This is a genomic window from Rhodoluna lacicola, assembly GCF_000699505.1.
Taxonomy (GTDB): domain Bacteria; phylum Actinomycetota; class Actinomycetes; order Actinomycetales; family Microbacteriaceae; genus Rhodoluna; species Rhodoluna lacicola.
The window spans coordinates 330,192-350,828 of sequence record NZ_CP007490.1 but is presented as its reverse complement, the minus strand read 5'-3'; the positions used below and the strand labels follow the sequence as shown (position 1 = coordinate 350,828).

At 51.7% G+C, this 20,637-nt stretch carries 19 protein-coding genes; 2 read left to right on the top strand and 17 right to left on the bottom strand.

Annotation, left to right across the window (positions count from 1 at the left end; translation table 11 throughout):
• Positions 1–28: 28 nt before the first annotated feature.
• Positions 29–1,840: a heavy metal translocating P-type ATPase gene (locus tag RHOLA_RS01685; RefSeq protein WP_144239015.1), complete on the top strand. Its 1,812-nt coding sequence runs from the start codon at positions 29–31 to the stop codon at positions 1,838–1,840.
• Positions 1,841–1,847: 7 nt separating this feature from the next.
• Here the strand turns inward: RHOLA_RS01685 and RHOLA_RS01680 are convergent, their stop codons facing one another.
• From RHOLA_RS01680 to RHOLA_RS01655, 6 genes are all read right to left on the bottom strand, one after another.
• Positions 1,848–2,540: a potassium channel family protein gene (locus tag RHOLA_RS01680; RefSeq protein ID WP_420834832.1), complete on the bottom strand. Its 693-nt coding sequence runs from the start codon at positions 2,538–2,540 to the stop codon at positions 1,848–1,850.
• A 32-nt stretch (positions 2,541–2,572) separates the two neighbouring features.
• Positions 2,573–3,949, bottom strand: a complete 1,377-nt coding sequence (locus RHOLA_RS01675; RefSeq protein ID WP_038501943.1) for a TrkH family potassium uptake protein — start codon at positions 3,947–3,949, stop codon at positions 2,573–2,575.
• Between the two features lie 112 nt (positions 3,950–4,061).
• Positions 4,062–5,123 (bottom strand): ABC transporter permease, encoded by a 1,062-nt coding sequence (locus tag RHOLA_RS01670; protein WP_084321335.1) that lies wholly within the window; start codon positions 5,121–5,123, stop codon positions 4,062–4,064.
• 19 nt (positions 5,124–5,142) lie between these two features.
• Entirely contained in the window at positions 5,143–6,648 is a 1,506-nt protein-coding gene (locus RHOLA_RS01665) for a sugar ABC transporter ATP-binding protein (protein ID WP_038503683.1), read from the bottom strand.
• 96 nt (positions 6,649–6,744) lie between these two features.
• Positions 6,745–7,683: a substrate-binding domain-containing protein gene (locus RHOLA_RS01660; protein WP_038503682.1), complete on the bottom strand. Its 939-nt coding sequence runs from the start codon at positions 7,681–7,683 to the stop codon at positions 6,745–6,747.
• Between the two features lie 229 nt (positions 7,684–7,912).
• The gene (locus RHOLA_RS01655; protein WP_051636176.1) at positions 7,913–8,893 is read right to left on the bottom strand and encodes an oxygenase MpaB family protein; all 981 of its coding nucleotides are present in this window, start codon (positions 8,891–8,893) and stop codon (positions 7,913–7,915) included.
• Positions 8,894–8,938: 45 nt separating this feature from the next.
• On the opposite strand from RHOLA_RS01655, the gene RHOLA_RS01650 reads away from it, so the two are divergent.
• Entirely contained in the window at positions 8,939–9,307 is a 369-nt protein-coding gene (locus RHOLA_RS01650) for a hypothetical protein (RefSeq protein WP_038501942.1), read from the top strand.
• 58 nt (positions 9,308–9,365) lie between these two features.
• Here the strand turns inward: RHOLA_RS01650 and RHOLA_RS01645 are convergent, their stop codons facing one another.
• The 11 genes from RHOLA_RS01645 to RHOLA_RS01595 all read right to left on the bottom strand — a co-directional run bounded on the left by RHOLA_RS01645 (position 9,366) and on the right by RHOLA_RS01595 (position 20,326).
• On the bottom strand, positions 9,366–11,150 hold the full coding sequence (locus RHOLA_RS01645) for a solute symporter family protein (RefSeq protein WP_038501941.1): 1,785 nt from the start codon (positions 11,148–11,150) through the stop codon (positions 9,366–9,368).
• Positions 11,150–11,476, bottom strand: coding sequence for a DUF485 domain-containing protein (locus tag RHOLA_RS01640; protein WP_038501939.1), 327 nt, complete (start codon positions 11,474–11,476; stop codon positions 11,150–11,152). The genes RHOLA_RS01645 and RHOLA_RS01640 overlap by 1 nt, the downstream gene beginning before the upstream one ends.
• A 142-nt stretch (positions 11,477–11,618) precedes the next feature.
• A complete protein-coding gene (locus tag RHOLA_RS01635) occupies positions 11,619–13,166 on the bottom strand; it encodes an alpha/beta hydrolase (protein ID WP_051636175.1) in 1,548 nt (515 codons plus the stop codon).
• Positions 13,167–14,327 (bottom strand): DNA polymerase III subunit delta', encoded by a 1,161-nt coding sequence (locus tag RHOLA_RS01630; RefSeq protein ID WP_038501938.1) that lies wholly within the window; start codon positions 14,325–14,327, stop codon positions 13,167–13,169.
• 10 nt (positions 14,328–14,337) lie between these two features.
• On the bottom strand, positions 14,338–14,964 hold the full coding sequence (tmk, locus tag RHOLA_RS01625; RefSeq protein WP_038501936.1) for a dTMP kinase: 627 nt from the start codon (positions 14,962–14,964) through the stop codon (positions 14,338–14,340).
• The gene (topA, locus tag RHOLA_RS01620; protein ID WP_038501935.1) at positions 14,964–17,657 is read right to left on the bottom strand and encodes a type I DNA topoisomerase; all 2,694 of its coding nucleotides are present in this window, start codon (positions 17,655–17,657) and stop codon (positions 14,964–14,966) included. Before topA ends, tmk begins: the two co-directional genes overlap by 1 nt.
• A 28-nt stretch (positions 17,658–17,685) precedes the next feature.
• Positions 17,686–18,021, bottom strand: coding sequence for an Rv3654c family TadE-like protein (locus RHOLA_RS07045; protein ID WP_051636174.1), 336 nt, complete (start codon positions 18,019–18,021; stop codon positions 17,686–17,688).
• A complete protein-coding gene (locus tag RHOLA_RS07040) occupies positions 18,018–18,407 on the bottom strand; it encodes a TadE family type IV pilus minor pilin (RefSeq protein ID WP_051636173.1) in 390 nt (129 codons plus the stop codon). The genes RHOLA_RS07045 and RHOLA_RS07040 overlap by 4 nt, the downstream gene beginning before the upstream one ends.
• Complete coding sequence (locus RHOLA_RS01605) at positions 18,382–18,582, bottom strand: DUF4244 domain-containing protein (protein WP_038501933.1); 201 nt, start codon at positions 18,580–18,582, stop codon at positions 18,382–18,384. The genes RHOLA_RS07040 and RHOLA_RS01605 overlap by 26 nt, the downstream gene beginning before the upstream one ends.
• A gap of 54 nt (positions 18,583–18,636) precedes the next feature.
• Positions 18,637–19,464 carry a hypothetical protein gene (locus tag RHOLA_RS01600; protein ID WP_038501932.1) on the bottom strand — a complete coding sequence of 276 codons (828 nt, stop codon included), beginning with the start codon at positions 19,462–19,464 and terminating at the stop codon, positions 18,637–18,639.
• The gene (locus RHOLA_RS01595; protein ID WP_051636172.1) at positions 19,448–20,326 is read right to left on the bottom strand and encodes a TadA family conjugal transfer-associated ATPase; all 879 of its coding nucleotides are present in this window, start codon (positions 20,324–20,326) and stop codon (positions 19,448–19,450) included. The genes RHOLA_RS01600 and RHOLA_RS01595 overlap by 17 nt, the downstream gene beginning before the upstream one ends.
• Between the last annotated feature and the right edge of the window lie 311 nt (positions 20,327–20,637).

Sequence of the window (20,637 nt, the reverse complement as noted above, 5' to 3'; positions counted from 1 at the left end):
CAACCCTAAAGACTGGCAAACTGATGGGGTGAGTAAAACCATGCGAAATGACTACCTGTTCTTGCTGATAACTGTGGCAAGTCTTGGTGCCGGCCTGCTGCAGCCCCAAAGTTCGTTGGGTTCGGTAATTGCATACGCGTGCGGAGCATCGGTGGGTTTTGTAATTTCGCTGGCTCTCTTAATTAGGGCCATTCGCCTAGGAGAATTTGGCAGCGATGTTCTAGCGCTAATTGCAATATTTGTGACCGCCCTGACCGGGGAATGGATAGCTTCTAGCGTGATTTCGGTGATGCTTGCCACCGGCCGTGCCTTGGAGCGCTGGGCTGAGGGCAGGGCTAGAACTCAACTTGAATCGCTTTTGAAACGTGCGCCCAACTCAGCGCATCTAGTTCAGTCAGACGGATCCGTGATTGATGCACCGATTGGCAAAGTTGCCCTTGGCTCCAGAATCATGGTGCGCTCGGGTGAGGTTGTCCCACTAGATGGATTCGTGATTGGTCAGGGAACCTTCGATGAGTCAGCCCTAACTGGTGAGCCAATCCCGCAATTTCGAGTTGCTGGCGAAGAGGTGGCTTCTGGCGTGGTGAATGCCGGTGGTTCGGTTGAAATCAACACAAGCAAGACTTCGGAGACCTCCACCTATTCGTCTCTGGTGCGTTTAGTTGAGCAGGCACAGGCATCGACGGCAAGTGGAGTTCGCGTGGCAAATAAATGGGCGGTGCGTTTCGTACCCTTTGCCCTTTTACTAGCGGCGGCAAGTTGGCTTTTGACTGGCGATTATTCCAACGCAGTTGCCGTTATCGTGGCCGCCACGCCTTGCCCACTTATCCTTGCGGTGCCAGTGGCGATTATTTCTGGAATGTCTAAGGCTGCTGCCAAGGGAGCAATCATTAAGGGCGGTGCAGCTTTAGAACAACTCGCCCGCGCGAAGACTGTGCTGCTAGATAAAACTGGAACTCTGACTCAAGGCGGGCCAGAGGTGTCAAGCGTTGCTTTTGCTCCTGGGGCAGACCAATCCAAGGTTTTTATGTTGGCCGCATCGCTCGAGCAGTCAAGCCCGCACGTGGTAGCAAAGTCAATTCTTGCCGAAGCAGCTCGCAGAAAACTTTCGCTCACACTCGCCACCAATGTCAAAGAAAATCACGGCGTTGGCCTGGAGGGAAAAGTTGGCGAGCAACATGTGCGCGTCGGGCAGATATCGGGGTCGCTGCCTAAATGGGCTCCGCTAGAGAACGCATTGATTGTTGGAATTGAAATTGATGGTTTACTTCAAGCTGTGATTGGCCTAGATGATCCGCTGCGCGATGAAGCAAAAGGAACTTTGCTAACTCTAAGAAAACTTGGCGTCGACAAAATTTTGATGGTTTCTGGTGATCGCAAATCAACCGCCGACCAGGTTGGTGCCGAGGTGGGCGTGGACCAGGTTTTCGCCGAGTGCACTCCCGAGCGCAAGCTTGAAATAGTTCATGCCGAAATGCTCGCTACCAAGGGAACCGTGATTGCCGTTGGCGATGGCATCAACGATGCACCTGCACTTGCGGCAGCGACGGTTGGCGTGGCCATGGGTGCTCGCGGAGCGACAGCGGCAAGTGAGGCAGCGGACGTAGTGATAATTGAAGATTCCATAAAGCATCTAGCTACTGCCGTATTGATTTCCCAAGGGGCGCGCAATCGTGCCCTTCAGGCAGCCGGAATTGGAATGAGCCTTGCAGTTGCAGCAATGCTTTTAGCGGCAACCGGAATCATGAACGCAACCGTCGCAGCAGTGACTCAAGAGTTTATTGACATGGCTGCGATTCTTTGGGCACTGGTCCCAGTTGCCAGCAAACTAAAAAATTAGAGTCTTTCTAATCCAGTTGACAGAACTCATCGAGTGGCTTCTTGCGGCCCGCGACCACCAGGTGGTCACCCGCGTGAAGAACTGTCTCTGGGAACGCTGGTGTGTAATTAGAATCTCCGTGACTGTACGCAACCACGGTGACTCCGTAGGTACTTCTAATTTTTAGATCGGCAAGGTCTCGGCCATCAAAAGATGGTGGGCATTGGACCTTAACCATCACAAAGTCTTCATCAATGTGCACGTAGTCAAGCGATTCACCGGAAACCTGGTGAGCCACGCGGCGGCCCATTTCGTACTCGGGGAAAATGACGTGGTGCACGCCAAGCTGGCGCAAGATCTTTCCGTGTGCGGTTGAGTTTGCCTTAGCCCACACCTGCTTGATGCCCAATTGCAGAAGCAGTGACGCGGTAAGAATGCTTGATTCCAAATCAGCACCGATGGCAACCACTGCGCTGTCCATGTCAGCCAGGCCCAGCTCCTTGAGGGTCTCTTCATCGGTGGTGTCAGCAGAAACCACGTGGGTAAGGTTACCCGCTAGTGACTGGACAACCTTTTCATCGGAGTCGATACCAAGGACCTGATGGCCGCCGCCCACTAGTTCAAGGGCTAGCGCTGAGCCAAAGCGACCCAATCCGATTACGGCAACATTTGCCGCGTGGAAACCGCGCTTGCGAGTTGGTTTGTTCGTCAAGGTATTCACCCTTTCCTAGCTACAAATAAACAGTAGCCCGATTAGCCGATAAGTGGACGTTCCTTTGGGTACTCAAAGTGGCGCCTAGTTCTGCGCATGGCCAATGATGTAGCCACAACGATTGGACCAAGGCGACCAAAAAGCATGAGTAACGAAAGTAGGAATTTTGCGTGGTCGGGAAGACTGGCTGTGATTCCGGTAGAAAGCCCCACGGTACCGGTGGCCGAAACCACCTCAAAGAGAATTTGGTCCAGATCAAAATTGGTTGTCAGTCGAAGCAGCATGACCGAGCCAATAATCACAAAAGTGGTCAGCGACACAATTGTCAGCGCCTGGCGCTGCATCGAGCGAGGTAATCTACGGTTGCCGATGTTGACTGCGGCCTCGCCTCTAATCTCCGTGTAAATAACGTAAAACAAAACAACCGCGGTGCCCAGTTTGATTCCTCCGGCGGTGGAAGCGCTAGCGCCACCTACGAACATCAGAATCTCAGTTCCTAGCCAGGTGCTGGGGTGCATGGCACCAATGTCCATTGCGTTGAAACCGGCTGTGCGTGGCATAACCGAGGCAAAAATTGAGTCTAGAACTTTGCTCAAAGGGTCAAGTGGCCCAAGTGTTTTTGGGTTGTCCCACTCAAGAACTCCAACTCCAATTGCACCGGCAACCAAGAGCACGAAACTTGACCAAAGAATTATTCGCGAGTTCAGCGACCACTGTGGTCTCATCCAATAGTCAGGTTGTTTACCAAAGGCCTTGTACAGCTTCAATTTGAAACGGTCGCGAATTTCCACCAGAACCGGAAATCCAAGGCTGGCCAAAAAGACAGTGATGAAAACTGGAACGATGATCCAGCCATCGCGAGCGAATCCAATCAAACTATCGCTGTAAAGCGCAAAACCAGCATTATTGAATGAAGCAATTGAATGAAAAACTCCGTGACCGAGTGCGTCCTGCCAACTGTATTCGTACTTGGTCAGGAATCTAAAGAACAGAAATATCAGCAGCAGCAATTGAAAACCAAGCATCAGTTTGGCGATGTTCTTAAGTAGCGATTTAACATCCGGTGCCACAGCTACTGAAGCCTCTGAAGTGGTTGTCATTTTGTTCTTGAGTGAGATTCGGCCTTCAAGTAAGTAACCAACCAAGCTTGCGAATCCCACGATTCCAAAACCGCCAACTTGAATCAGCACTGCAATGACCCAGTGGCCAAACATGGACCAATGCGTTTCAGTATCTAAAGTTCCCAGCCCAGTGACCGTAACGGCAGAGGTAGAAGTGAACAGGGCATCCATGAAGCCGGTTGTTTTGCCCTGCGCTGCTGAAATCGGTAGCCAGAGTAGAAAGGTACCCAAAAGGATGATTGCGGTGAATGCACCTGCAACGATTTGAGTTGGATGAAAGCCCTTGCGGCTAGCCATTTTGAACCCCTTCCAGAGCCATCATTTAGCCTACAACCGCCCTAAGTAGATTTTGGTAAAAGGTGTAGCCCAGGCAAATTTGCCTGGGCTACACCCTCCAACCACGGATAAATTAGATTTTCTTTGAGTTCTTTCGTTCATCGATGATGATGGCAATGATGATAATCAAGCCCTTCACCACGATCTGCATAAACGGAGACACATTAAGTAGGTCAAGACCATTGTTGATAACACCGATCAGAATCGCTCCAACGATGGTGCCCCAAATGGTACCGATTCCGCCCTTAAAGCTGGTGCCACCGATAATAACCGCGGTAATTGCATCAAGTTCAATACCGGTACCAAGGGTTGAGTTTCCGGAGCCGATTCGCGCTGACAACAGCACACCCGCCAGTCCGGCAAGCAGACCGCTGATGGTGTAAATCACAATTGTGACGCGTGGGATGCGGATACCTGAGACCCTGGCGGCAGTTTCGTTTCCACCAATAGCAAAGTTGTATCTACCAAACTTGGTGTAGTTCAAAACAAAGCTAGCTATACCTGCGACGAGCAAAAACAACACCACCGGTACCGGGATACCTGACAGCGGTTGGTTTGGGTCTGCAAAGAGGTAACCCTGACCAATGAAGTTGTACTCCGGCTTTAGGTCAGAAAAAGGTCGTCCGTCACCGGTGTAGATATATGCAAGACCACGCGCAATTGACATCATGCCTAGGGTTGCGATGAACGGTGCAAGTCGGAACTTGGCGATTAGCACACCATTGATCAATCCCGCCAATGCCCCCACCGCCAGGCCGGCTAGAACGCCAACAATAACCGGAAGGTCAATGCCTTCAAACTTCACCAGGGAACCTGTAGGTACCTGTGCCAAACTCGCGGCAACCACCGCCGCAAGGCCAAGGATAGAACCTACTGAAAGGTCGATGCCGAGGGTGATGATCACAAACGTCATTCCAACGGCGATGATGCCGATAGCCGATACCTGACGAATCACATTTACAAGGTTGACCGGCTCAATGGAATTTCCATCGGTCATGATTGCCAAAACGGTGATGAACATGATCAAAACACCGACAATCATGTACTTCTGCAAGAACTCACGCCAGTTGAATTTCTGAGAAAGGGTCATCAGAGTCGTGGTGGTAGGAGGTTCGGTGATTACTTTTTTAGCCATTTTTTTGTTTTCCTATTTTCTAAGCAACGGCTTCGTCGCTGAATTGGGTTGCTAGTTCCATAATTTTTTCTTGAGTGGCGTCTTTGCGGGCAACCTCGCCAACCAAACGACCTTCACACATCACGATTACGCGGTCACTCATACCCAGAATTTCTGGCATTTCTGACGAAACCATAATGATGGCCTTGCCTTGCTTGGCTAGTTCGCTCATCAGTCGGTGAATTTCAGATTTTGCACCAACGTCAATTCCCCGCGTCGGTTCATCAATAATCAAAATATCTGGGTCAGTGAGAAGCCAGCGAGAAAGTAGAACCTTCTGCTGGTTACCACCCGATAGGTTTTGAATCTGCTGATTTAGTGATGGAGTTTTCAACGACAGTGCCTGACGCTGCTCTTCACACTGTTTGTCGATTAGTGGCTTGCGTAAAATTCCACCGGCGGTGAACTTGGACAAGGCTGCGACGGACATATTGTCGCGTACGGAAAGAACTCCCATGATGCCGGTCTTCTTGCGGTCCTCGGTAAGTAAGCCGATACCTGCCGAAATAGCTTGGTGGGGTTCACGAATCTTTACTTCTTTTCCACGAACCTTGATCGTTCCCGACTCAGCCGGGTAGATGCCAAAAACAGTCTCAAGAACTTCAGTTCGACCAGAACCCATTAGTCCAGCAAAGCCGAGGATTTCACCACGCTTTACTGTGAACGAAACATCCTTGACTTGGCGACCCCGATTCAGGTTTTGAACCTCAAGAATTACCTCACCGATTTTGGCCTCAGATTTAGGGAACAAGGCTGTCAGTTCTCGACCAACCATAAGAGATATCAACCGGTCGCGGTTCATGTCTTTTGCAAGTTCTGTCGCTACCCAAGTGCCATCTCGGAAAATTGTGATCTCATCAGAAATTGCGAATACTTCATCCATCTTGTGAGTGATGTAAATAATTGCCGTTCCTGCTTCACGAAGTTGAGCAATAATTTTGTGTAGAGCGGCCACCTCGCGCTCGGTAATGGCAGATGTTGGCTCATCCATGATGATGATTCGGGCATCAAAAGCAATTGCCTTGGCGATTTCCACCATCTGAGCCTGAGCAACGCTCAGATCTTTCATTTGAGATTTGGCATTGATCTTTATACCCCATCGGTCGAATACCTTCTGCGATTCTTCAGCCATCCTGGCCTTACTCACTAATCCACCTTTTCCGCGAAGTTCACGGCCAAGGTAAATGTTTTCGGCGGCTGATAACTCTGGAATGAAAGAAAGCTCCTGGTGAATCATGGCAATACCGTGATCCAGGCCTGATCTTGGGTCCGTGATGGAAACAGGCTCACCATCAATCAGAATTTGACCCTCGTCGAGTGTGTACACACCCGCAAGAATTTTCATGAGAGTGGATTTACCAGCGCCGTTTTCCCCCATTAGCGAGTGCACGGTTCCGGCACGAAGATTTAGTTTGACGTCATTTAGCGCTAGGACGCCGGGGAATCGTTTTGTGATTCCTTTCATCTCTACGATGAATTTGCTCATAATTTGCTCTTTCATACTTACATCTTTATAAGTATCGATAAGTGAAGTTGGCCGGACCAGTTTCCCGGCCCGGCCAACCCTGATGCCTAACCTAGATTACTTACCCTTGAAATCCGAGATGTTGTCTAGGGTTACCAACTGGTAAGGAACGTCAACGTAGTCAGGAACTGACTCGCCGTTGATTAGTGCGATAGCAGCCTTTACACCACCTGAACCCTGACCAGATGCATCCTGGAACACGGTGGTAGCTAGTTCGCCAGCCTCAAGTGATGCTAGAGCGTCTGCAGTAGCGTCAACGCCACCAACTAGCACTCCACCAACGCCAAGCTTCTTACCTGCAGCCTTCAGAGCAAGGATTGCACCTAGAGCCATTTCGTCATTGTTTGCACAAACAACGTCAAACTTGGTGCCTGACTGAATCCAGTTTTCCATTAGCTTCTGGCCCTGAGCGCGGTCCCAGTTTGCAGTTCCGATCTTGACAACCTTCATGCCTGCTGCTGCAGCCTTCTCTTCACAACCCTTGGTGCGGTCAAGAGCGGCTTCGTTTGTAACCTCACCCTGCATGATGACTACGTCACCCTTGTTGTTAGCAAGCTTTGCAAGCTGCTCCATTTCAAGCTGACCAGATACGAGTGAGTTTGAACCTACGTAAGGAACGCCAGCCTGTGCAGGGTTACGGTTTACGTAAACGATTGGTACGCCAGCGGCCTTAGCTGCATCGGTCATAGGACCAGCAGCTGAAGTGTCTACCGCAACCACAAGAATTGCGTCAACGCCCTGGGCGATGAAGTTCTCAACCTGGCTTAGCTGTACATCAACCTTGTTGTCTGCAGCTACAAGGGTAAGTTCTGCACCCTGTGCGTCTGCTTCAGCCTGAATACCGTCAGCAACCTTTTGAAGGAATGCGTCTAGAACAGGGAATGTTGCACCGATGGTGATCTTGTCGTCACCAGCGCCAGAATCGGCAGCAGGTGCACAAGCGGTAAATGCCAGTACGGTTGCGGCGATTGCTGCAACGATCCGGCCCTTCTTCATGAAATTCATCATTGAACCTTCCAATTAATTTCAACTAAAAAAGCTTTCGCCTTCTGAGTCGTACGCGAGCCCCTCTCGCACTTCACAGGGAGAATTCTCCTTGCTCGTGCCAGTTTATTCACACGTTTTAGAAAAACACGGCATGGTTATCACATCGTGATAAAAGGTTTACTTATTCGTTATCCCTGTATTTATAAGGGCTTCAGGCTAGCCGTTGGCTTAGCGTCTATTAGGTGAGCGCTCCGACGCGACGCAGCCGAGCAATCGCACCGTCCTCAATTGGGCTTTCGGGGCCAATTGCGGTTCGCATAAACCTAAGAATTCCGCGAGTCAGTGGGCGAATCAGCCATCGGGGTTTGGCCTTCAAACCAAGCAGTTCTCTAAATTGAGGCTTCAACGAAATCACCGCGGCATTAAAAAGCAAATTGTAGATGGGCTTGGCTAAGCCAGGCAATGGAGGGTTTCTAATGAACTCAACCACCTGCAGAGTGTCTTCAGATCTAATCAGCAAGCCGGCGTGGTAAACGTCCATGATGGTTTGGTCCATCTCGGCACGTGTCATGGGAACCTTCTCTAGACCAAGTGGCGCCACTGAAACACTCCACTGGGAAACATAATTGTCGGCACCAGTTGACGCAGAACCTTTTGGAATTGGCCGCCACGCAAACTCTTCATGCGCGACCAGGAAAGATTCCATGAAGGCAATGTGCACCCAGAGCAGCAAGTCTTGATCAGCTGCCTTATAAGGAATGCGCTCTCCCGCTCCGGTTGTGTACTCGCCGGTAACGCGAGTGTGCAGACGATTTACACGAGACGCCTCATTCATGACGGCGGTTTTTGAACCAAAGGTTGTCACGGTCAGCCATCTAATCGTGCCGGCTAATCGGCCAAGCGGATCACTCTCGTAGCGTGAATGGTTCTTAACGCCGGTTAGCGATCCCGGGTGCAGCGCCTGCATCAGCAGGGCACGAATACCGCCGACAAGAGTTCCAAAATCCGCATGAACAACCCAAGGCGCATCGGTGGGCAAAAAGAAACCGGCATCATCGCCGGCGGCAATAACCTCTAGCCACGGCGGAACCCCGTCTGGGTCACCAGAGAGCAATCTGCGGAAACGCTTGGACAGCGATTCCTGCAGGGCATTGTTTTTCCGCAAGGTATTTTGAGTTACAAGAACGTCAGTTGCATTCTCAAATGCATCTACACCCATGTATTTCGCCTAACCTTTAAATATCGCCCGATAAAGGAGTAAACCATGAATGAGGCCGAACTAATCCGCCTTTGGCAAAAATCTCGCCAGCAAATCATCATTGCTCAGCTGGCTCCCACTTTTTTACTGATCACCACCGCCGGACTTGTTGAACAGGTTCGCGATGCGGGTCAAGTTACCGTTTGGGCGGTAATTGGTATTTTGCTGGCCTCTGGCATCCTTGGCGCTTTGGCTGAGTACACCGCAGCTCACGAAGCCCAGGCCGTGGCAAAAGATTTGGGCAGCCTGAAGACTAAGTCAACTCTGGCAGAGACCATTGTGAAGACTGCACCGTGGATGCACGTGGTGAAGTATCTAACCCCGGCAATTTTTGTTGGCATTTTCATTGCACTTTTTGTTGCTCTAACTAGATAAGCCAAAAAATAAAACCCCCGGCCAGAGAAGTGGCCGGGGGTTTTCTATTTGAGACGAATTAGTGCTGTACTGCCTTACCGATGGCAGCGCCGGTCATTGAACGAACCTCTAGCTCTGCGTACTTTGCTAGGTTTCGTTCGCTTGATGTGATGGTTCCAAGCCAACCGAATAGGAATCCGAGTGGAATCGAAACGATACCTGGGTTTGCCAACGGGAAGAAGTCAAAGCGAACTCCACCTTCGACAAACGGAATCAGGCTGGTTGGAAGCCCTGACACGTTTGGTGAGAACACAAGCAACACCACGGCTGAGAACAAACCACCGTAGATGGACCAAACGGCACCGCGGGTGTTGAAGTTCTTCCAGAACAGTGAGTACAGAACAGCTGGCAAATTACCCGAGGCTGCAATTGCAAAGGCAATCGCCACTAGGAACGCCACGTTCAGACCCTGAGCCCCAATCGCGAGCACGATAGAGATACCACCGATAACCACCGCCGAGATTTTTGCAACTCGAACTTCTTCAGCTGGAGATGCGGTTCCCTTCTTGATTACGTTCGCGTACAAATCGTGAGCGAATGATGAAGAGCTAGCCAAAGTTAAACCAGCAACCACAGCAAGGATTGTCGCAAACGCGATTGCACCAATTACGGCAAGCATGATTGCACCACCGGTGGTGCCTTCACCGCCACCAAGGAACTGCGCCAACTGTGGAGCGGCAACGTTACCCGATGGGTCTACCGGCACCAACAGAGCCTTTGCCTCTGGGGTTAGGTTCTTTAGCCCGTCAAGTGGAGTACAGGCCACATCGCCGCTCATAATTGCGGCACCCTTTGCGTCCATCAAACATCCATTGGCATCTACCTTGTAACCACGGAACAGCGTTGCACGACTTACCAGAGCAGCTGCACCAAATCCAAGTGCAATTGTCATCAGGTAGAAAGCACCGATGTTACCGATTGCCCAGTTCACAGACTTGCGAGCGGCCTTAGATGTTGGCACGGTGTAGAAGCGAATCAAGATGTGTGGCAAACCAGCGGTACCAAGAACCAAAGCCATGCCAAGTGAGATCAAGTCAAGCTTGCTGATCAAGGTCTTCACTGGATCGATTGCTCCGGTGGTGGCATCGATGACGTCCTTACCGAACTTCAGACCCGGCTGCAAGAACGCATCGCCCTTGCCAGAAGCATCGCGCGCCGCACCAAGTAAGTCTGAGATGTTGAAACCAAATTGCCATAGCACCATCACGGTCAAAAGAATCGCACCGGTCATTAGCAAGAATGCCTTCACGATCTGAACGTAGGTTGTGCCCTTCATTCCACCAACGGTTACGTAAACAATCATCAAGATTCCTACGCCACCGATGATCCAGTTTTTGGCGCTCGGATCGTTAATACCTAGCAATAGTGAAACCAACGCACCGGCACCCACCATTTGAGCCATTAGGTAAAAGATTGAAACTACCAGCGTTGAGGTAGCAGCGGCACCACGAACCGGGCGCTGTCTCATGCGGAATGCAAGAACGTCTCCCATGGTGAAACGGCCGGAGTTACGAAGCGGCTCAGCTACAAGTAGCAGCGCTACCAACCAGGCAACCAAGAAACCAATTGAGTAAAGGAAACCGTCGTAACCAAATAGCGCAATGGTTCCGGCGATACCCAAGAACGAAGCCGCCGACATGTAGTCACCGGCAATTGCTAGACCGTTCTGGAAACCAGAGAAACCGCCACCACCGTCATAGAAGTCTGATGACTGCTTGTTTGAGCGACCTGCGCGGAACACCAAAACCAGGGTGAATACTACGAATGCAACAAAGAGGATTGCACTTAGTGTTGTTGAACTCATTACTTGCTCAACTCCTTGTCTACCTTGTCACGCAACGCATCAGATGGTCCGTCAAGTGAGTGTGAAGAGTGGCGCTCGTAGAGCCACATGATTAAGAATGTTGATGCAAATTGCAACAAGCCAAGAATGAAGGCAACGTTGATGTTGCCCACCACTGGTGTGCTGATCCATTCACGCGCGAATGCGGTCAGGATTATGTAGAGGAAATACCAAACCAGGAAGGCTACGGTCAGGGGAAAAGCAAAGCCCCTAAACTTTCGCTTCAAATCCTGGAATTCAGGACTGGCCTGCATGTCAGACCAAACCTTTTCGTTCTGCGAACTCATCGAACTCCAATGTCCAAAAAGAGAACTCTGGCACCGTTGCCAGGTTCAGGGTGCTTGCACACTCTTTTCCTGAGCCTAGCCATCGAAATTTCTTCTAATTTGAAAAATTCCCGATGTGTCCAATTCGTTATCGACTAGTTATCTAGCTGCAGTCCGGGTCTTCGGTAGGCACCACATTTTTGATGAAAAATTCATCCACGGTCCGATTTATGCAAGAACTCTGCTGACCGTATGCGGTGTGACCCTCACCGTTGAAGGTAATCAACTGGGCGTTGCTAAGCACCTCATTGGCCAGCGATACGGCCTGCCAATAAGGGGTAGCCGGATCCCCCGTGGTCCCGATCACGAGAATCGGATCGGTTCCTTCGGCGCTAAAGCTGTCAGGCTTAGCCACCGCCGGAAATGGCCATTGCTCACAGGTCAATGCGCCGAACTGCCAGTAGCGTCCGAGCATCTTGCTTGCGGCTACCAGGGTTTGGTTATTCGCACGCATGACTTTTTCATCAGTTGAGGCCCGAGAATCCAGACAAGAAATTGCGATGTTTGATTCAACTGTGTTTGAAAGATAGGTTCCGTCTTCGCCTCGATCGTTATAGACATCGGCAAGGGCCAGCAATGTGGTGCCATCTCCCCTGAATGCCTCGGCGAATCCCTGAGACAAAGATGGCCACCAGTCTTGACTGTAGAGCGGCATGATGATGCCGGTCAATGCGCCCCACACGGTTAATTCGCGCCCGCTATCGGTGTTCAATGGGGTTCGCTCAATTGAACGCAAAAGACTAGCTACCTTAGACTCTGCCGCAGCCAGACTTCCGGTAAATGGGCAATCCTGATTCTCTAGACAGTCAGCAAGAAAGTCTCGCAACGCCTGATCGAATCCTTTGAGCTGTGATAAGTCCTGCGTTTCTTCATCAACGGTTGGATCGATTGCTCCGTCAAGGACCATGCGCCCAACCCGGTTCGGAAAAAGATTCGCGTACACGGTGCCTAGATAAGTTCCGTAACTAAAGCCAAGGTAATTTATTTTGCTGTCACCAAATACTGCGCGGATTACATCCATATCCTTGGCAGCCGAAAATGTATCGATGAACTTTAGGTTGTTTCCGGTGTTCGCAACGCACGCCTCAACAAACTTTGAAAGCTTGGCGCGGGTATCAGCAACTTCTTGTTGCGAACCCACCGGTGACTCAGATGCTCCGTAGTAGAGCTCATCATTTTCTTCAGCGGACAGGCATTTAACTTTTGGTTCGCTAGCGCCAACACCACGTGGGTCAAAGCCAACCACGTTGAAATTTTTTCGCAAATCTTTGGTGCCAATTTGTTCGCTGGATTCCTTGAGCCAAGTAACTCCCGAGGCACCTGGTCCACCCGGATTGAATAAAACTGACCCCAGTGGTTTGGCCGCATCGGCCTGGCGATAGGCAATTGCCAAGTTGAAGCGCTCACCCTGAGGATTATTCCAATCGGCGGGCACCTCAATGGTTCCGCAATAGCTGCGCTCCCCACCGCACGCCGACCAACTGACCTCTTGCTCATAAAAGGGGGCTAGTTCAGCACTGATTGCCGGATCTGCGATTGGTTGGGGTCCCCCGTCAATTGGTCCTTGCGGTGCAACACCGCAGCCGGCAAGCAAGACTGCCAAGCACAGCAGCGCCGTCAGTTTTAGGCGCCCAGCCAGTCTGTGCTGCAACTAGCTAGCCTTTCGCCGAAGCTGCACGGCTAACGACTCCAAAACCATTAGGTCACGAACGTTGGAATCAATTCGAATCCGAGCCTCGGCGATGGCATCAAGTTTGTGAATTGTTTCAGCGGCCGTTGTTATGCCCGCAATCTCGTTAATTCCGGTTCGCAGGTCTTCGTTCACTAGCGCCACCTGCGCTGAAATCTGCAGGGTCAGAACATCGCGGTACAGAGAAAGCAAATCAACCAAGATTCGGTCAAGACCATCACGAACACTTCTGGTGGCGCGTCGTTTTTGACCTTCTTCAAGGGCTCGCAGGTCTGACTTTAAGTTTGTTGGAATCGCATCACCCGGTTGCAAACCAAGCGAGCGCATCAGGGCAGCCTTCTCTTGCTCGTCACGTTCGTTAGTAAGCGCCTCAGCATCTTTCTTGGCGATATCCAACCAGCGCTCGGCGGTGTTTACCGCAGAGGTAACCCCGATAATCGCAAGCGCTGCAATCAAGGTCTCACGACGGCGACTTCGTGCTTCAGAACTTGTTGCCAATCGGCGGGCCATGCCGATGTGGCTTTGAGCTTCGGCGGCAACCTGGTGAGCCAACTTAGTTTCGATGCCATCTCGTTCAATCAAAATGCGCGCGACTTCTTCCACCGCTGGTACCTTGAGTCCCACTCGGCGAACTCGCGAGCGAATTGTTGGCAGCATGTCTGCTTCTGATGGTGCACAAAGCAACCAGATAGTTCCGGCTGGTGGCTCTTCTAGTGCCTTCAACAAAACATTTGATGAGCGCTCTTGCATGCGGTCGGCATCTTCGATGATCATGATGCGATACCTGCCAAGTGATCCACCAAATTGGGAGCTGGCCACAAGTTCGCGAACCTCGTCGATTGAAATCTGAACCCGTTCGGTGGCCAGGGTCGAGATATCTGGGTGCGAACTCGCGGCTGCCATCAGGCAACTCTTGCATTCACCGCAGCCATCTTTTTCGCAAAGCAGCGCCGCCGCGAAAGCGTGGGCCATGTTCGATCGGCCGGATCCCGGCGGACCGGTAATCAACCAGGCGTGGTAAACACCATCGGCCTTGCCGCGAATAGCGATCTCTAATTGCGCAATTGCCTCAGGTTGCCCAAGCAACTCTGCCCATACCGGCGCTGCAACTGCGTTTGTCATGAACTAATTCTTACTGCTGTGCGATCAACGCATCAACGCGCGCTCGAATTAGCGCAGCCATTTCGTCAACATTCTGACGAGCATCAACGATGAAGAACCTGTCCGGTTCTGCCGCGGCAAGCTTTAGGTAGCCCTGTCGCACTGTCTCAAAGAAATCGGTTTTTTCACGCTCTAGGCGATCAGGCTCGGCACCGGTCTTGCTGCGCCGAGCCAGCGCGGCCGATGCCTCAAGGTCCAACAGAATCGTCAGGTGTGGCAAAAGCCCCTCAACGGCAAACAGCGAGAGGTCACGAATCTGGCTTGCATCAAGATCCCGCCCCGCCCCCTGATAGGCCACCGATGAATCCAGGTAGCGATCCATGACAACATCGGTGCCGGACTCAAGCGCCGGGCGAACCATTGTTGCCACGTGGTGAGCACGATCGGCGGCGTATAAAAGCGCCTCGGCGCGCGGTGCCACCTCTCCTTTTCGATGCAGCAACAGGTGACGAATCTCAACACCAAGCTCTGTTCCACCGGGCTCTAAAGTTTGCACATAGTTGCGGCCAAGTTCATCTAGGTGCTTGGTCAGCAAATCAATTTGGGTTGACTTACCAACCCCATCAATTCCCTCAAACGAGATGAACAAACCAGACATTATTTTTTCTTTCTGGTTCCGGCTTTAACAACCTTGGTAGTGCTGGCGATCTTCTTCTTTGGCTTACCCGCCTTAGCTGGTGCCTCGCCCGGTTCAAGCCCAAGCTTTTCGCGACGAATTGCCAACAGTTCAAATGCTGTATCCGGAGTCATCTCTTCGAGGTTTTCATCCTTGGGCACAGTTGCGTTCACAGCGCCATCGGTGACGTAAAGGCCAAACTGACCGGACTTTGCAACAACAGCCAACCCCGATGCCGGATCTTCACCGAACTCCTTTAGCGGAGTTGCCGCGGTACGACGACCGCCGTACTTAGGCTGGGCAAAAATCTCTAGTGCACCGGCGAGATCCAGATCAAAAATCTGGTCTTCCGTTTGCAGTGAACGCGATTCCTTGCCCTTCAACAGGTATGGGCCAAACTTTCCGTTTTGCGCGGTGATGTCCGTTCCGGTTTCTGGATCTTGACCAATAACTCGCGGCAACGATAGCAACTTGATTGCCTGCTCAAGAGTGAAAGTCTCTGGGCTCATGCTCTTGAATAGCGAAGCAGTCTTTGGCTTCGGCGCGTGCTCATCATCAAGCATCACGTATGGGCCGTATCGGCCATCCTTGAACAAAATATCAAAGCCGGTTGCTGGGTCAACGCCCATCACGCGGTCGGTGATTATTGGTGCATCAATTAACTCCTGGGCTTTTTCTGGAGTTAGTTCATCTGGCGCAAGCCCCTCAGGAATATTTACGATACGTCGACCATTTTCGTCGTGACCTTCGGCTGTTGGTTCACCAAAGATTTCGATGTATGGTCCGTACTTACCGGTGCGAAGGGTCACGCCCTCTTTAATCTCAATTGAGTTAATTGCGCGCGGGTCGCTGTCGCCAAGGTTTTCAACGGTTGGCTTGAGACCCATGACCTTGCCGTCATCGCCAAAGTAGAACTTCTTCAACCAGGTGCTGCGGTCAAGTTCTCCGGCGGCAATCTTGTCTAGGTCTTCCTCCATTTGAGCGGTGAAGGCATAGTCAACCAAGTTGCCAAAGTTCTCTTCAAGAAAGCGAGTGATAGTAAAGGCAATCCAGGCCGGTACCAGCGCCTGGCCACGCTTGGTGACGTAGCCCTTGTTGATGATGGTCGACAAAATAGCAGCGTAAGTTGAAGGGCGGCCGATGCCGTCTTCTTCAAGAGCCTTGACAAGCGATGCCTCTGTGTAGCGCGGTGGCGGTGAGGTTTGGTGATCTTTGGCCACCACGTCTACAGCCTTTAGCTTTTGACCCACGCTCAGGTTTGGCAACTTAGATTCTTTTTCTTCCGACTCTTCCTCGCGAGGTTCATCGGTGCTTTCTTCGTAAGCTGCCATGAAACCGCGGAAGGTGACCACGGTTCCCGATGCGGTGAACTCTGCGTTAGTTCCATCGGCAAGCGGACTAACTTGAATCTTGGCGGTGGTGGTGGAAACTTTGGCATCCATCATTTGCGAGGCGACGGTGCGCTTCCAGATCAAATCGTAAAGATCGTAAGCGCGGCCGCTTAGAACGCGTGATAACTCCGATGGGTGAACGAACTTTTCACCGGCTGGGCGAATAGCCTCGTGTGCCTCTTGCGCATTCTTTGACTTGCCCTGATAGATGCGTGGAGCATCTGGAACCATGTCTGCGCCAAACATTTCTTTTGCCTGTTCGCGTGCGGCGTTGATTGCCTGTGTAGAAAGTGTTGGTGAGTCGGTACGCATGTAGGTGATGTGGCCCTCTTGGTACAGACCCTGTGCAGTGTCCATTGTTTGCTTTGCCGACATGCGCAACTTGCGCGATGCCTCTTGCTGCAAAGTGGATGTGGTGAATGGTGCAGCTGGGCGACGAGTGCTTGGCTTTGACTCAACCGAGACCACCTCAATGTTTGCCTTGCCAGAGCGAGTTGCTTCGGCGAGCGCGTCTGCTTGCTGCTGGTCCAACAAAATTACATCGGCGGTTAATTTGCCCTTGTCGTCAAAACTTTGACCGGTTGCAATTCGCTTACCAGCAACACTCTGCAACTTGGCTACGAACTGTGGTTCGCCGGCAACCTGCGAATCAAAGGTTGCTTCAACGTCGTGATAGCTAGCCGACACAAAAGCCATGCGCTCACGCTCGCGCTCAACCACCAAACGCATTGCCGGTGACTGTACGCGACCTGCGCTTAGACCGCGGTTGATCTTGCGCCAGAGAATCGGTGAAATTTCATAGCCGTACAGGCGGTCAACAACACGGCGGGTTTCCTGAGCCTGAACCAGGTTGTTGTCTACCTCACGGGTGTGCTCAAGTGCGGCCTGAATGGCCTCTTTGGTGATTTCGTGGAAGACCATGCGCTTGACCGGAACCTTTGGCTTCAGTACCTGAAGCAGGTGCCAGGCAATGGCCTCTCCCTCGCGGTCCTCATCTGTTGCCAGAAAGAGCTCGTCGGCTCCGGCTAGAGCCTTTTTGAGGTCGGTGACGGTCTTGTTCTTACCGGCCGAAATGGCGTAGTAAGGCTCAAAGTCGTTTTCGATGTCGATGGAGAACTTCTTGAGTGAGCCCACCTTCTTCTCAGCGGGTAGGTTCTTTGGGTCGACCAGATCACGGATGTGACCAATCGAGGCCAAGACCTCGTAGTCGTTGCCTAGGTACTTAGAGATCGTCTTAGCCTTTGCAGGTGACTCAACGATGACAAGTTTGTGGCTACCAGCCAATGGGGTACTCCTCTTTATAGGGACCCAATTAGGAACTTGGGCCCGCCAGCGCACTAGCGCTTAGAACTATACCCACCCCCTTGGAGTGGGCCGAAATAAACACTTCGAATCCGACAATACGACACGTGTCAAGTTCCACACCTTTAATTAGCCCAATTTCGCCCGCGGTTGGGCATGGATATCCCGTGTTTAGGCCTCGCAGCGCGTCCGTAGCACCGATAGCCATGGCATCCACGGTGGCCTGCAACCGGCGTTGCGCGATCAAGTTATAGGCCACAACCTGACTCAGGCTGAACAGGCTAATCGCCAAGGCCACCGCAGCCAAGGCCAGCACGGTACCTGAACCGTCCTGGGAATTCTTCAAAGCCCCATCTTTCGAGCGCACTGATTTTCAACCAGTTCAAAAAGCTGCCCAGTCAATCCGGGCAGCTCAAAGCTCTGCGCCAAAATAACGCAGGTCAAGTTCTCGCTAGTCTCAAGTTCAAATTCAATTTCGCGGGGAGACGCCGAACCCACAGATTCAGAAATCAGCCGACGCACCTCATCTTCGGCTTCTCCCCTGGCGATTGCTCTGGCCGCCATGGCCGCAACATCCACTAACTTCATGCGCTCAATTTGCAAAGCAAAAGCACCCAGGGTGACGGCAATCACCAATGACACCGCCGGGAGAGCCATAGCTAATTCAGCAGTTACCGAGCCCTGTTGAGATTTGAACCTTGAAAAACTAATTCGTCGCTGCAGCATCACCATTCGGATTTGTGAATGTCAGTGCACTCTTTACCAGATCAAACAAAATTGTTCGTACCTCATCAGAGCGCATGATTACCACCAGCAGACCGGCGAAGCCCACCGCGGCCATGGTTGCAATTGCGTACTCGGCCGTTGCCGCTCCGGTTTCATCTTTTAACTTTGATCCCAGTTTCATCTTTTCCTTATCTCTTGCTGCCACCAAGACAGCAAACTTATTGCGGCGGCCGAATTAAATTGCCAGCAGACTTACGGCGATTGGAACAATGGCCAACAAAACGAATGCCGGCAAAACGGCTAGCCCAAGTGGAATCATCAACTGAACGCCCAATTTAGAAATGCGACTTGCAATTTCAAATCGTTGTTTTTCTCTAAAGGCATCTGCATTCGACAACAATATTTGAGTGAGTGCAGCGCCGGTGGTCCGCGAAAGTTCCGCCGCCGCATCTAGTGCTTCAAAATTTTCTGTCAAGGGCTTAGTTTGAAAACCAGATTCAAATTCAAGATCCGCCGATTGCCTAGCCTGACTGAGAGGCAGCCCGGCCTGCAGCCCAATCAGCACACAATCCAAATAAGCGCCGCGATCTATAGCCACAGAGTCGTCAGGGTTTGGTAGCGCCCTGGCCAACAGCCGCTTGGTCCACCAGCGGCCAGCGACCATAAGCCCCGCGCCAACACTGACCGATAGCGCCCCCAGTGGGGAGCCAACAATTGCACCCAGTGGATTCATGCCGACTAATTGGGACAGCACTAAGGCCAGCACCGGCAACCACATCACAAGTTTTGCGGTGGACTGTGGCCCGGCAAATGCCAATTGCACCTCTTGCTGGTTGCGCTGGGTTCGATCAAATACCTCGGTGATTCGATTCAAAGCCAAGACGATCGGTCCACCCAGTGAGGTTGCCAGTCGCCAAACAACTTCAAATTGTTTTTGCTCTAGCGGTTGCAAAGTACTCAGCGACTCAGAGCAAATATCACGTGCTTGCCTTGCCGACAAACCGGCATTTACCAGTGCGCTAATTTGACGAATCGCGGCGGCGGAATTATTTGAGTTTTGCAATCGTCACAACCTTGCGATTTTCAACATGGATTCCCCAGGTGAATGCCGAGCCCATCTGCTCGACGATTGATTCAGCATCAACCCCGGCAGATTTTCCAATTGATTTGACTCGAGTCATGACATCGGCAAATGAGTTTGCGTGAATGGTTGCCGCTGCACCGCGGTGTCCGGTGTTGAGAGCCTGCAGCATTGCAATAAGTTCAGCACCACGAACCTCACCCACCACCAAGCGATCCGGTCGCATTCGAAGCGCCTCACGAACCAATCTTTCAAGAGAGATTTCGCCCTTGCCCTCGATATTTGCCTGCCGAGTTTGCAGAGAAATGTAATTTGGACTTTGCAAAGCTAATTCGGAGACATCCTCAAGAGCCAAAATCCTTTCGCCGATGCATTCCGAAAGCATCGCTCGCAGCAAAGTGGTTTTGCCGCTGCCGGTTGACCCAGAAATCAGAAAGTTCTGCCGGTCAAAAATAATTTGCCGAAGGGTAAGCAGTTGCTGGGTTTGCAACATGCCAAAATCCGCCAGTTGCTCCAAGCCAAAGAGCCGGTTTAGATGAACCCGAATCGAAACATGGGTGTTGGGGTTGCAGCCGGAAGCTAGGGCGGCGTGAATTCGAAGGTTGGCAATCGAGACGTCGGCAAATGGATTGGCCTGATCTAGATGGCGACCACCCAGGGCGATGATTTGCTGGGCCAACTGCCCAAGCTCGGCCTCCGATTCAAAAGGGCTGGCTACTTGTTCCATGCCGTACCCGGCCCGATCAACAAAGACCTGACCGTGGCCATTGATCAGCAGGTCGGTGACCCCTTGAATACTCAGCAGTGCGCCCAATTTGGGGCCAAGAGCGGTTATCGGGGTCATTGGCCAAGCATCCGCCAAATCGGCGACCAATAGCCGGGCTCTGCCGAATCTGTGGATAAGACCACCGATAGCTAGCTCTGGGGGCTGAGATCGGCTGTTAAGTGCTGGGATGGGCCATTAAATTAGGGGGCCCCAGCCTCTTGGGGGAAGAGTCTGGGGCCGGGCGATATCAATTGGGGGAACTGATATCGCGAGTTAACGACAAGCGCTAACAGATAAATAATAAGAGGCTATCCACTCTTTTTATTCCAAAAACACAATTATTTGCTGTGAAAATGTCTAGAAAAGTTTTTTATGGCAGGATTGCCACA